Source organism: Pseudomonas sp. 2835, from assembly GCF_050435905.1.
Lineage (GTDB): Bacteria > Pseudomonadota > Gammaproteobacteria > Pseudomonadales > Pseudomonadaceae > Aquipseudomonas.
In genome coordinates, this window is record NZ_JBNDLE010000003.1 from 370,673 (window position 1) to 383,581 (window position 12,909).

12 protein-coding genes are annotated in these 12,909 nt (G+C 63.3%); 6 read left to right on the top strand and 6 right to left on the bottom strand.

What is annotated here, in order from left to right; translation table 11 throughout:
- Positions 1-73: 73 nt before the first annotated feature.
- A complete protein-coding gene (locus ABIE20_RS05880) occupies positions 74-1,567 on the top strand; it encodes a sensor domain-containing diguanylate cyclase (RefSeq protein WP_429503700.1) in 1,494 nt (497 codons plus the stop codon).
- Here ABIE20_RS05880 and ABIE20_RS05885 read toward each other — a convergent pair.
- Positions 1,564-2,040, bottom strand: coding sequence for a PA2169 family four-helix-bundle protein (locus ABIE20_RS05885; RefSeq protein WP_429503555.1), 477 nt, complete (start codon positions 2,038-2,040; stop codon positions 1,564-1,566). The genes ABIE20_RS05880 and ABIE20_RS05885 overlap by 4 nt on opposite strands.
- 202 nt (positions 2,041-2,242) lie before the next feature.
- Here ABIE20_RS05885 and ABIE20_RS05890 point away from each other — a divergent pair, with 202 nt between their 5' ends.
- Positions 2,243-2,473: a DUF3820 family protein gene (locus ABIE20_RS05890; RefSeq protein ID WP_093379533.1), complete on the top strand. Its 231-nt coding sequence runs from the start codon at positions 2,243-2,245 to the stop codon at positions 2,471-2,473.
- Here the strand turns inward: ABIE20_RS05890 and ABIE20_RS05895 are convergent, their stop codons facing one another.
- The 3 genes from ABIE20_RS05895 to ptsP are packed head-to-tail and all read right to left on the bottom strand — an operon-like array spanning position 2,474 to position 8,012.
- Positions 2,474-4,210 carry a PTS fructose-like transporter subunit IIB gene (locus ABIE20_RS05895; RefSeq protein WP_429503557.1) on the bottom strand — a complete coding sequence of 579 codons (1,737 nt, stop codon included), beginning with the start codon at positions 4,208-4,210 and terminating at the stop codon, positions 2,474-2,476.
- On the bottom strand, positions 4,207-5,154 hold the full coding sequence (pfkB, locus tag ABIE20_RS05900) for a 1-phosphofructokinase (protein WP_429503559.1): 948 nt from the start codon (positions 5,152-5,154) through the stop codon (positions 4,207-4,209). Before pfkB ends, ABIE20_RS05895 begins: the two co-directional genes overlap by 4 nt.
- The gene (gene ptsP / locus ABIE20_RS05905; RefSeq protein WP_429503561.1) at positions 5,154-8,012 is read right to left on the bottom strand and encodes a phosphoenolpyruvate--protein phosphotransferase; all 2,859 of its coding nucleotides are present in this window, start codon (positions 8,010-8,012) and stop codon (positions 5,154-5,156) included. Before ptsP ends, pfkB begins: the two co-directional genes overlap by 1 nt.
- A 388-nt stretch (positions 8,013-8,400) precedes the next feature.
- On the opposite strand from ptsP, the gene cra reads away from it, so the two are divergent.
- From cra to ABIE20_RS05925, 4 genes are all read left to right on the top strand, one after another.
- The gene (gene cra, locus ABIE20_RS05910) at positions 8,401-9,396 is read left to right on the top strand and encodes a catabolite repressor/activator (protein WP_429503563.1); all 996 of its coding nucleotides are present in this window, start codon (positions 8,401-8,403) and stop codon (positions 9,394-9,396) included.
- Between the two features lie 2 nt (positions 9,397-9,398).
- Positions 9,399-10,178 (top strand): TatD family hydrolase, encoded by a 780-nt coding sequence (locus tag ABIE20_RS05915; protein ID WP_429503564.1) that lies wholly within the window; start codon positions 9,399-9,401, stop codon positions 10,176-10,178.
- A 98-nt stretch (positions 10,179-10,276) separates the two neighbouring features.
- Entirely contained in the window at positions 10,277-10,771 is a 495-nt protein-coding gene (locus ABIE20_RS05920) for an Hcp family type VI secretion system effector (RefSeq protein WP_429503566.1), read from the top strand.
- Positions 10,759-11,472 (top strand): DUF4225 domain-containing protein, encoded by a 714-nt coding sequence (locus ABIE20_RS05925; RefSeq protein WP_429503568.1) that lies wholly within the window; start codon positions 10,759-10,761, stop codon positions 11,470-11,472. Before ABIE20_RS05920 ends, ABIE20_RS05925 begins: the two co-directional genes overlap by 13 nt.
- A 300-nt stretch (positions 11,473-11,772) precedes the next feature.
- Here ABIE20_RS05925 and ABIE20_RS05930 read toward each other — a convergent pair whose 3' ends face one another.
- Both ABIE20_RS05930 and ABIE20_RS05935 read right to left on the bottom strand, forming a co-directional pair.
- Positions 11,773-12,045 carry a nucleotidyltransferase family protein gene (locus ABIE20_RS05930; RefSeq protein ID WP_429503570.1) on the bottom strand — a complete coding sequence of 91 codons (273 nt, stop codon included), beginning with the start codon at positions 12,043-12,045 and terminating at the stop codon, positions 11,773-11,775.
- A 3-nt stretch (positions 12,046-12,048) separates the two neighbouring features.
- Positions 12,049-12,825, bottom strand: coding sequence for a helix-turn-helix domain-containing protein (locus ABIE20_RS05935; RefSeq protein WP_429503572.1), 777 nt, complete (start codon positions 12,823-12,825; stop codon positions 12,049-12,051).
- Between the last annotated feature and the right edge of the window lie 84 nt (positions 12,826-12,909).

Sequence of the window (12,909 nt, forward strand, 5' to 3'; positions counted from 1 at the left end):
CGCCCCTAGAATACGGCCGCCGCGCAGTAATACCGCACTTTCTAGACGGTCTTCGGCATCAGTGACCATGACGTTGCCCACCCGATCCCAGCGATCCGCCCTGTACAAGTCTCATCCGGAGCTGATCCTCAATCTGGGCAGTTGCCTTGCGGTGCTCGCCATCGTCGCCATTGTCACCTTCCTGTTGATGCGCGAACGCAGCAGCGTCGAACAGGCCGCCGCGCGCTCGGCCAGCAACATTGTGCAGTTGATCGAAAGCGACATCGTGCGCAACGTCGAACTCTATGATCTCTCCCTGCAAGGCCTGATCTGGGCCGTGCAGCGCCCGGAACTGCTCGCCGTGCCGATCGAGCTGCGCCAGCAGATTCTCTTCAACCAGGCCGTCACCGCACCGGTACGTGGCGATATCCTCTGGCTCGATGCCAAGGGCGATGTGGTCGCCGACTCCACCAGCGCCATCCCGCGCAAGGCCAACTTCGCCAATAGCAAGGACTTCCAGCAGCATCGCGACAACCCTGATCTGGGCCTGGTCATTGGCCAACCCTTCAAGGCGCGGCTGGGCGACCTGGACTGGTGTATCAGCTTCAGCCGGCGGATTTCCGGACCCAACGGCGAGTTCCTCGGCGTGGCTGCCGGGGCCTTGCGCCTGTCGTATTTCAGCGCACTGTTCCAGCGCCTGGACATCGGCCGCGACAGCAGCATCAACCTGATGAACACCGACGGCGCCCTGCTGGTACGCCAGCCGGGCAGCCCGGATGAGCCAAAAATCGGCCAGAACTACAGCGACCGGCCGAACTTCCAGCGCATGCGCGCCGATGTCAGCGGCACCTTTGCCGGGGTTTCCACGCGCACCGGCAAAGAACGGCTGTTCACCTTCGCCCGGGTCGGCGACCTGCCGCTGATCGTTATCGTCGCCCACTCCGCCGACGAAGTCTTCGAGTCGTGGCGGCGCACCGCCGTGCTGGTCAGCGTCGCCACCGGCGTGCTGTGCATCGGCATTCTCTGGCTGACCCTGCTGCTGGGCCGCGAATTGCGCCGCCGGCAGAGCGCCGAACAAGGCCTGGCGGCGCTGGCCGCCACCGACAGCCTGACCGGCCTTGCCAACCGCCGGCGCCTGGACCAGGTGCTACGCCAGGAGTGGGCGCGCAGCCTGCGCAATGCCCGGCCGTTGGCAGTGCTGATGGTCGATGTCGATCACTTCAAGGCCTTCAACGATCGCCATGGTCATCCGGGGGGTGATGCCGCCCTGCGTCAGGTGGCCACGGCGATTGCCAGCAGCATTCGCCGCCCGGCCGACCTGGCCGCACGCTACGGTGGTGAAGAGTTTTTGGTGGTGTTGCCGGAGACTGAACTGCCGGGGGCACTGCTGCTGGCCGAACGTATCCGCGCAGCCGTCGAGACGTTGCCGCCGTTTGGCGATGACACCGCGCCGGTCACCGTCAGTATCGGCATCGGTTGCCACACGCCAGGCGCCCAGCAAGATCTTGCGACCTTGCTGGGCGATGCTGACGAGGCGCTTTACCGTGCCAAGGGCAACGGTCGCAACCGGGTCGAAGCCGCCCCTTAAGAGCGGGCGCGAGCCTCGTTGCGCAGGGCCTTGACCTGGTCATGGTTGCGCTGCACGCCATGGTACTGACGTTCAACCAGGGCATAGACCTCGCTGCTTGGCAGGGTGTTGAGGCGAGCCAGTTTTTCCAGGGCGTCCTTGTAGGCTTTCAGGGCATGGTCCTCGCCGCGCTCGACCTCGTTGAGCACCGCTTCTTCATCCTTGCCGGTGAGCATCGACTTCAAGTTGACCCAGCCACGGTGCAGGTCACCGCTGACGCTGGTCGAGGTTTCCGGGTCGCCACCCAGGCTGCGCACTTGCTGTTGCAGTTCCGCTGCGGCGGTACCGCACTCACCGGCACGCTGAATGAAGTAGCTTTTCAGCTGCGGATTCTTCACATCCTCGGCAGAGGTTTTGAAACCCTTTTCGCCATCCTTGCTGAATTCGATCAGTTCGTTGAGAACCGAGACGACTTCTTTGTTGGGGGTAGTCATGACGTTGCTCCTTTGCATGAGGGAAGTGCAATAGATCGGAGCAGGGTTCGTGCCAGCCTGGCAATCGAGAAAATGTCCTTATTTATCAACAGCTTGAAATTAAATGAACTTATGACTTTCACGCGTTCTGCATGAACTGTCCTTTGGCCTTCATGCAGATTGCATGTATGTTGGCCGTATCCCTTTGAAGAACAGCGTTGCCATGAACCCGGAAGCCCTCGTCCTGCTGGTCACCCGCGAAATGCCCTACGGCAAATACCAGGGCCGGCTGATCGCCGACCTGCCTGGTCACTACCTCAACTGGTTCGCCCGCCAGGGCTTTCCCAAGGGCGAACTGGGTAGCCTGCTGGCGCTGATGCACGAGGTCGATCACAACGGCCTGAGCGACCTGCTGGTACCCCTGCGCAAGAAGTACCCACGCCCGCGCAACTGATCAGGCCTTGGCCGGCTGCACCGCCAGCTCTACCCCTTCGCCGCGCTTGAGCACGGCATACACCAATGCCGTCAGCAGGCTGCCGGCGACGATCGCCAGCAAGTACAGCACGGCATGGTTGATCGCATTGGGGATCAGCATGACGAACAGGCCGCCATGGGGCGCCATCAGCTTGCAGCCAAAATACATCGACAAGGCGCCGGTCAGCGCGCCGCCGACGACGCTGGCCGGGATTACCCGCAGCGGGTCTTTGGCGGCAAACGGAATCGCCCCCTCGGAAATAAAACACAGGCCCAGCACCAGCGCCGCCTTGCCAGCTTCGCGCTCGCTCTGGGCAAACTTGCGCCGGGCAATGAAGCTGGCGATGCCCAGGCCAATCGGTGGCACCATGCCGGCGGCCATGGTCGCGGCCATCGGTGCATAACTCTGCGACGCCAGCAGCCCGACGGAGAACGCATAGGCCGCCTTGTTGATCGGCCCGCCAAGGTCGACGCACATCATGCCGCCGAGCAGCACGCCAAGCAGAATCGCGTTGGTGGTGCCCATGCTGTCGAGAAAATGGGTCAGGCCTTCGAGCATGCCGGCCACCGGCTTGCCGACCACGTAGATCATCACCAGGCCAGTGAACAGGCTGGCCAATAGCGGGATGATCAGGATCGGCTTGAGCGCCTCAAGGCTGCTGGGCAGGCGCGCCCAGCGGCTGATAGCCTTGGCGCTGTAGCCAGCCAGAAAGCCTGCGACGATACCGCCGATAAAACCTGCGCCGAGGGTGCTGGCGAGCAAGCCGCCAATCATCCCCGGCGCCAGCCCCGGACGGTCGGCAATCGAATAAGCGATGTAACCGGCCAACAGCGGCACCATCAGTTTGAACGCCGCGTCACCGCCGATTTGCATCAGTGCTGCAGGCAAGGTGCCGGGCTCTTTGTAAGCCTCGATACCGAACACGAACGACAGCGCGATCAGCAAACCACCGGCCACCACCATCGGCAGCATGAATGACACGCCGGTGAGCAGGTGCTTGTACACCCCGGTTTTTTCGCTGCGCGCAGGCGCTGCGTTTTCACCCTGCGCGGCAGCTTCTTCGCGGCCTTCGGCCAGGGCTTTTTTCAGTGTGGCCTGGGGCTGCTTGAGGGCCACCCCGGTACCGCAGCGATAGATACGCTTGCCGGCAAAGCGCGCAGTGGGCACCTCGATATCGGCGGCCAGCAGCACCACGTCGGCGTCGGCAATGGCCGCTGCCGACAAGGGGTTACGCGCCCCCACCGAGCCCTGGGTCTCGACGCTGAGCGGGTAGCCCAGTTGCTGCGCCGCCTGCTGCAGCGCCTCGGCGGCCATGAAGGTATGGGCGACGCCAGTCGGGCAGGCAGTGACCGCGACAATCTTCGCGCTGCGCTCTACCGGCGCTGCGACCGGCTCGGCTTCGGGTTGATAGACCACCGCCTTGTCGGCCGCTTCACGGAGAAAGTTTTCGACATCCGCCAGGGCTTGCGCCGGGGTGCTTTGGTACAGGCGTTTGCCGGCAAACCGGCGCAGGTCCAGCGGGCCGGTGTTGATCACCAGTACCCAGTCGGCGGCAGCAATCGCCGCCGCCGATAACTGCCGCTCGGGTTGCTGCGGGTCGTGCACTTCGACGCTGGTGCTCCAGCCCTGGCGCAGCGCTGCCGCTTCCAGCAGGCGCGCACTGAGCACACTGGAGACCTGGCCATTGGGGCAGGCGGTGACGATGGCAATGTTCATCTGCAAGCCTCTTGTTGTTCTGTCAGCTGCACCTGGCTTTCCAGCTGCGAAAGTTGCGCCCGGTCGTTGATGCCAAAACCAATCTGGGTAACGGCCTGGGCGGCAATCGCCGTGGCCCGGCGCAGGGTTTGCGCCGGCGTGTCGGCGCTCAGCAGGCCATGGACCATGCCTGCCAGCAGCGAATCGCCAGCGCCGACGGTACTGGCTACCGTGACCTTGGGCGGCACGGCGCTAAGGACGCTGCCCTGGCGGAACCAGCGGACGCCCTGCTCGCCCTGGGACACCACCACATGCTCGACACCCTGGCCGATCAGTTTGGTTGCTGCTTGTTGCTGCTGGGCAAAATCATGCACAGCGCTGTCGAGCACGTCGCCTAGCTCATCGGTGTTCGGCTTGACCAGCCACGGCCCGCAGGCAAGCCCGGCACGCAAGGCCTCACCGCTAGTGTCCAGAGCCACTTTCAGGCCCATGGCCTTGAGCCGCGCCAGGAGCATCTGCAGCCACTGCGGGCTGATACCCCGCGGCAGGCTGCCGGCGACCACCACCGCATCATGACCGGGGGCGATCTGCTCCAGGCGGGTCAGTAGCTCCAGGCGCGCCTGTTCATCGACCTGCGGGCCGGGGCCGTTGATATCGGTGACCTGGCCGCAGGCTTCCACCAGCTTGATGTTGCAGCGGGTCTCGCCGGCTACCTGCACAAAGCAATCGGCAAAACCACGGCGGCCGATCAGGGCCTCGAACGGCGCCAGGTTATCGCGACCGAGAAAGCCGCCCACGGTCACGCTATGGCCGAGGTCGGCCAGCACCTGGGCGACGTTCAGGCCCTTGCCGGCGGCGTGGCTGTGCTGCGCCTGGCTGCGGTTGACCTGGCCTGCCAGCAGGCTGTCGAGGCTGACGGTAAGGTCCAGCGCCGGGTTCAGGGTCAGGGTCAGTATCTTGGCCATCAACGAGTCTCCACCAGTGCCCGCACTGCGCCGGCACTGCCCTGCAGCAAGGCTTGGCGCGCAAGCTTTTGGGCATGTTCAAAGTTCAGTTCACGTACTTCGGCTTTCACCTCGGCGATGCTGCGCGCAGCAACGCTCAGCTCATCAACGCCAAGGCCGAGCAGCAGCGTCACCGCCTGCGGATCGGCCGCCAGTTCGCCGCATACGCCTACCCATTTGCCATGTGCATGGGCGGCGCGCACGGTGATGTCGATCAGTTGCAGCACCGCCGGGTGCAGGCCGTCGGCTTGCGCCGAAAGGCTCGGGTGCCCGCGGTCGATGGCCAGGGTGTACTGGGTCAGGTCGTTGGTGCCGATGCTGAAAAAGTCCACTTCCTGGGCCAGCACCGGCGCCAGCAAAGCGGCCGAGGGCACCTCGATCATGATCCCCAGTTGCAGGTCGCTGACGGCGATCTCCTGGCGCAGGCGCTCGACCATGGCCCGCGCCTGGCGCCACTCTTCGAGCTGGCCGACCATCGGGAACATGATCCGCAGCGGCCGGTCGCCAGCGGCGCGCAGCAAGGCGCGCAGCTGGCTTTCCATCACCTGCGGGCGTTGCAGGGTCAGGCGAATGCCGCGCACGCCGAGGAAGGGGTTTTCTTCCTTGGCGATCGGCCAGTAAGGCAAGGGCTTGTCGCCGCCGACATCGAGGGTGCGAACCACCAGCGGCCGGCCAGCCAGGCCATCGAGCACGCGGCGGTACTCGGCCTCTTGCACGGCTTCGTCGGGGGCTTGCGGGTGGGCCATGAAAATCAGTTCGGTGCGCAGCAGGCCAACGCCTTCGGCGCCCTGATCGACCACCGCTTCGATCCCGGCGCTGTCGCCGATATTGGCGAACACCTCGATGGCATGGCCGTCGCGGGTGATCGCAGGCTCCAGGCGCCGGGCCTTGGCGGCGTGCAGGCGTTGCTCGCGGCGGTCGCGTTCAGCCAGGGCCCGTTCGAGTTCGTCAGCGGCGGGGGCGACGGTCAGGCACCCGCGTTGGCCGTCAAGCAGCAGCGGCGTGCCCGGGGCAATCAGCAGCACGGCATCGCCCGCCCCCACCACAGCAGGGATGCCCAGGGCGCGGGCGACGATGGCGCTGTGGGCGGTGGCGCCGCCCCGAGCGGTCAGAATGCCGGCTACCCGTTGTGGGTCGAGGCGCGCCACATCGGAAGGGCCGACCTCTTCCATCACCAACACATAGGGTTGCTGCGGCGCCGGCACTTCGGCTTCGCCGCACAGCTGGGCCAATACCCGCCGGCCGATATCGCGCAGGTCGGCGGCACGTTCGGCGAGCAGCGCATCGTGCAAGGATTCCTGCTGGCGGGCGGCGGCATCGATCACCGCCATCCACGCGGCGGCGGCGCTTTCGCCCTGGCGCAGGCGCTGGTCGACTTCGTCGGTGAGGTCCGGGTCGGCGAGCATCTCCTGGTGGGTGATAAAAATTTCGCGGATGGCCTTGGCCGGGCTGCGCTGGGTCAGCGCTGCAATCTCCTGGTTCACATTGGCAAGCGCTTGCTGCAGGCGCTGGCGTTCAATCGGCAGCGATTCACCGCGCAGCGGGTAATCGAACTCGCGCAGCACCTGAATATGCGCTGGGCCGCTGGCAATGCCCGGTGCGGCGGCAACGCCGTGGATCAGCGCGCCCGCTGTGGGTGGCACAAGCTCAGGCTCGGCCAGCACTTCGATGACCGCCTCGACGACGGGCGCCAGCGCCTCCACCTCTTCGCCCAGGCCCGCTTCAATCGCGGCCAGCAGCGCGGGCAAGGCATCGTTGGCAATGCTCGGTTCGGCGATGATTTCCAGCATCTGCCCACGCCGCGCGCCGAGGCTGAGCAGCTTGCTCAGGCTCTTGGCCGACACCGCGGGCTGGGCGCTGTCGACCAGGCGCAGGCGAATCTCGCCTGCAAAATTTTTCGCCAGTTGCGCCAGCTCCTTGGCCGGGCGCGCATGCAGGCCGTGGGCGTTGGCCAGGCCGATACGCGCGCTCGGCCAGTCGGCGGGCAACTCGCCGCCCAGCACTTCCAGTACGGTGCGGCTGTTGGTGGCGCGGCACAGCTCCTGGCCGCGGCCTTCGATCAACAGCGTACACAAGCGCTCAAGCAAGGCCTGATGGGCAGCGCCGAGGCTGGCCAGGCAGAACAGGCCCTGCACCGGCTGGCCATTGTGGCGCAGCGGCTGCTGCGGGGTGACGAAGGCCAGGCCCGGCTGGCGCACCGCCTGCTCGCTGTGCAGCCACCACAGGCCTTCGCCCAGCGGCAGCGGATCGAGCTGCTGCAACACCCCGGCAAAACCGCCGCCGACGCATTGCGCACGGGTCAGCAGGCGCGCGGCGCGCCATACCAGCTCGTCAAAATCTTCGGCGGGCACGCCCAGGCCGATCATTTGCGCATCCAGCGCCAGCTCTTGCGGCGCGCCTTGCAGCAACTTCAGCAATGCCTCAGCAGAGCTGGCACGGCGCAGGGCTTCGGCCAGATCGGTCTCGCCCAGGGCGCGGGTCAGTAGTTGCAGCAGGCGCAGGTGCTCATCGGAGCGGGCGGCGATGCCGATGGCCAGGTAGACGATCTGGCCATCGCCCCAGTCGACCCCTTCGGGAAACTGCAGCAGGCGCACGCCGGTGGCATGCACCAGCTCGCGGGTTTCGGGGGTGCCGTGGGGGATGGCAATACCTTGGCCGAGGAAGGTCGAGCCTTGCGCTTCACGGGCTTGCAGGCCGGCCAGATAGCCTTTGGCAACCAGGCCATCGCTGACCAGGCGCTCGGCCAACAGGTGCAGCGCCGCCGACTTATCCACAGCCGACTGGCCCATGGATATCTGCTCCACGGTGAGCTCGAGCATGACCTTCTCCTTTGCAGCACCAGGGCGGTGCTGAGGTATTGTTGTGAATTGTTCAGCTGAGGGCCAGTTGCAATGACCCTGTCCAGGCGCTTGGATCGGCAGAAAATCGCCTGCTGAAACGTTTAATCAAGATTAACGAGCACGTTACTCGATAATGTGGGATGAATGAAGCCCTGCCTGTCGTAATACTGGGGCTGCTTTGCAGCCCATCGCCGGCAAGGCCGGCTCCCACAGGGTTCGGTGCATGCAGCTCCTGTGGGAACTGTGAACAACATTGCCCATGTTGTAGGACAATTGCGACAATGGTCGTCTGCGCCATCCTTCCAGGATCGGCGACAATACCCGGTCAGGCTCTGCAGCCAGTCTCGGTAATAACAAGGAAAATGCGGTGAAACTCAGCGATATCGCGCGTCTGGCCGGTGTGTCCGTCACCACCGCCAGCTACGTCATCAATGGCAAGGCCGAACAGCAACGCATCAGCACCAGCACTGTCGAGCGGGTGCGGGCGGTGGTCGAAGCCCATGGCTTTACCCCCAACCCCCAGGCTGCAGGTTTGCGCAGCCGGCACACGCGTACCCTGGGGTTCATCCTCCCCGACCTGGAAAACCCCAGCTACGCGCGCATCGCCAAGCAACTGGAACAACGCGCCCGGGCCCAGGGCTACCAGTTGCTGATCGCCAGCAGCGACGACCAGCCCGAGAGCGAGCGCCAGTTGCAGCAGCTGTTTCGCGCCCGCCGTTGCGACGCCCTGTTCGTCGCCAGTTGCCTGCCGCCAGAAGACGACAGCTACCGCGAACTGCAAGCCAAGGGCCTGCCGATCATCGCCATCGACCGCAGCCTCGACCCTGCGCACTTCTGCTCGATCGTCAGCGACGACCGCAACGCCAGCCAGCAACTGACCCGCAGCCTGCTGGCCACCCAGCCTGCGCACATCGCCCTGATCGGCGCGCGCCCGGAGCTGAGCGTCAGCCAGGCCCGCGCCGGTGGTTTCGACCAAGCCCTGGAAGGCTTCGGCGGTAACGTCAGCCGCCTGCAAGGCGAAGCCTTCAGCCGCGAGTGCGGCCAGCGCCTGATGAACCAGCTGCTCGAAGACCTCGGCCGCCTGCCCGACGCCTTGCTGACCACTTCCTACGTGCTGCTGCAAGGCGTGTTCGACGTACTGCAAGCGCGCCCGGCCGACTCGCGCAGCCTGCAACTGGGCACCTTCGGTGACAACCAACTGCTCGACTTCCTGCCGCTGCCGGTCAACGCCATGGCCCAGCAACACGGCCTGATCGCCGAAACCGCGCTCAAGCTGGCCCTCGCCGCCGTTGAACAGAAGCAATACCAACCAGGCGTGCACGCCATCGGTCGAACCTTCAAACAGCGAATCTTCCCGGCCTGAACATGCGCCTGATCGACACCCACACCCACCTGGACTTTCCAGACTTCGACCCCGACCGCCCGGCCCTGCTGGCCAACGCCCGGGCCGGCGGCGTCGAGCGCATGGTGGTGCTGGGGGTGTATCAGGATAACTGGCAGCGGGTCTGGGACCTGGTGCGCAGCGACTCACAACTTTATGCCGCGTTCGGCCTGCACCCGGTCTACCTCGACCAGCACCGCCCCGAGCACCTTGTCGAATTGGGCGACTGGCTGACCCGCCTGCGGGGCGAGCGCCAGCTGTGCGCGGTCGGTGAATTCGGCCTGGACTACTACCTGCCCGAGCTCGACCGCGAGCGCCAGCAAGCGCTGTTCGAAGCCCAGTTGCAACTGGCCGCGGACTGCAACTTGCCCGCCCTGCTGCACGTGCGCCGCAGCCACGCCGTGGTGATCGCCACGCTCAAACGTTACAAACTCAAGCGCGGCGGCATCATCCACGCCTTCGCTGGCAGCGTCGAAGAAGCCCGCGAGTACCACAAGCTCGGCTTCAAACTCGGCCTCGGCGGCGCCGCGACCTGGCCGCAGGCGCTGCGTTTGCACAAGGTACTACCACAGTTGCCGCTCGACAGCGTGGTGCTGGAAACCGACGCCCCAGACATGGCCCCGGTGATGTTCCCCGGCGTGCGCAACAGCCCGGAGCACCTGCCGCAGATTGCCCAGGCGTTGGCTGGGATCATGGGGATTGAGGTTGAGCGATTGGCTGAGGTGAGTACGGGTAATGCTTGTGAGTTGTTTGGCTGGGCGTAAATCTTTCAGGCCAAAGCGACAATTTTCGGAAACGACCTACATACCCATCAACTTATTCGAATCTAGGCTGCGCTCTCTGACTACAGGGAGTAACGCTTATGGCCAATCATGGATACATGACCATCACCGGCAGGCAGCAAGGGCTGATCTCGGCTGGCTGTTCCACCGCAGACTCAATGGGCAACAAGTACCAGTCCGGGCATTGCGACGAGATCATGGTGCTGGCGTACAGTCATAACCTTTCCAACCTCGGCAACACCCAGAACGCCACCCACCGCCCGATTGTCATCAGCAAAAACATAGACAAGGCATCACCGTTACTGGCTCAGGCGTTGGCCAATCGTGAGGAGCTGAAGTGCCTGATCAACTTCTTTCGAATCTCTTCCAGCGGCCACCATGAGAAGTACTACACCATAGAACTCAGGGGCGGGATGGTCGTCGATTTGAGAATCGATGTACCCCACGCGGTTCTCCAGCACGACATGGATGCCCAGGAACACCTTGCCATCCGCTATCGCGACATTTTCTGGACTCATCACCTGGCAGGCACCAGCGGTAATGCCTTTTGGGGGGACAAGCAATGGAGCGAATGAAGAAAAAACCTGAACTGCGCTCACACGATCTATGGGAAGTCAGTAGCGCCGCCGCACGCCTGACCAGCTACGCCTGCGCGATCAGTGCCCGCCACCTTGAGGATGATGGTGTACGCATGCAATTCAACCGCGAACTGGCGTACTACGCCAAGCGCGTGGTCGATGATGTCGAGCAGCGACGCTTGAGCCCTGAGGAAGGGCTTAGAGAAATCCAGGAAGAGCAGCGGAGTTTGCTCAGGCAGTCGAGCGAAATTTTCATGCAAGGCATCGGGACCATAGCGGGTACTACGCAATTCGTTGCCGGTGCAGGTATCTGTTATGCCTCTGTGGGCACCCTGTGTGTTGTAGCCGGTGTTCCCTTGATGGCTCACGGGGCAAATAATATTTATGAAAACAGTCGAAATTTGATCGAAGGGCACTCTCGCACTGAAGGGCCAATCAGAAAAGGCTACCAGCTTGCCGCCAAAAAAATGGGGCACGCAGAGCGCGATGGAAACACAGCATATGGCGCGGTAGATATAGGTCTTTCGGTCTACGGTTTGACCAGATTGGTAGTAAAGAAGGACGCTTGGCGCTTGTTCCGGTACATCGACACGGACTATGTCAGATCATACAAGACGATAGGGCCATTATCAGGCGCTATAGAAAGCACCAGTAACGCCAGCACGGGAATCCAAATTTTATTAGACAATGAAAGATGATAGCACTCGCACTTCTATGCACTGCAGCTATTGGCCTATTTATTGCCAGATGGCTAAAATGGCATTTTTCCGGCCCCGAACTAAATTACTTTAAATTCTACATCTGCCTTGCCTACAACATGTTATTTGGCGTCATCTATTTGGACATCGTAAGACATGACCGATACCTATTATTATTTCATCACCCGGAAATCATTGATCGTTATCCGTTCGTCGGTTGGGCAGCGATGGCTCTAATGATAGCTCACGCGTCTTCCTATCCGACGCGAGACAAAACCAAATAGTGAAGTGCAGAAAACTTTAACCAACACACCGCAACCGTGGCCACTTACTCAACCACGCCTTGCCCGCAATCCGCTCCTCATAAACCTGCCGCTTATCCACCACAAAGCGCCGGCTCGACCTGAGCAGCAGCGCGAACAAGTCATCAAGCCCCAAAGGCGCCGACACTTCACACATATCCTCAGCAGTGCGTCGAACCGCAATAGCGGTAGCCGTTTCACACCAGAAGGACATCGCTTCGGCGGATGAACCGTCGGGCGCATCGCCGTTGCGGCTGTGCATGCGCGCCATGATTCATAGCGCTTCCTTGCTGAAATACCGACTCGGCGCCGCCCCCAGCACCTTGCGAAACACACTGGTGAACGCACTCGGGCTGCTATAGCCCAGGTCCACCGCCACCCGGGTGATCGGCTCGCCATTGCCCAGGCGCACCACCGCTGCCAACAGGCATGCCTGCTGGCGCCATTCGACAAAGCTGATACCGGTTTGCTGACGAAACAGCCGGGTAAACGTACGCCGGCTCCGGCCCACCTGCCGGGCCATGTCATCGATGCTCACCTCAAGCGAGGGTTGCTGCAACAGCCGCTGGCACGCCTGGGCCAGGCGCGGATCATCCGGCAGCGGCGCATTGAGCGACAGCGGCGCCATGCTGGCGATTTCGTGCAGCAGCAAGGCCATCAAATGACCGTCGCGCTGTTCTTGCGCATACAGCGCCGGCACGGCTGCTGCCTGAATCAGCAACTGGCGCAAAAACGCCGACACATCGAACACCTGACACAACCCCGGCAGCGCCAAACGTGCCGCCGCCTCGTTGCTGATATAGGTGTTGAGCATGGTCACCGGCCCGCTCATGACCATCTCATGGGGTACCTGCGCCGGCACCCAGATGGCCCGTTGCGGCGGCACCACCCAGTTGCCCTCGCGGGTGAACACAGTGATCACCCCGCAGGCCGCATAAGCAAACTGCCCACGCTGATGGGTATGCAGGGCGAAGTGATGGCCATCGGCATAGTCAACGGCGGTCACCACCGCGTCGCGGGGAATGTGTTCAGACGGGTCGATAGCAATCATGGCCCGAATCTAACGACCTACGACCCGATAGCGCAAGCGGGCCAGCGCCTGCATTGCGCATAGTTGCGCCCTGCCCGCCTGTGG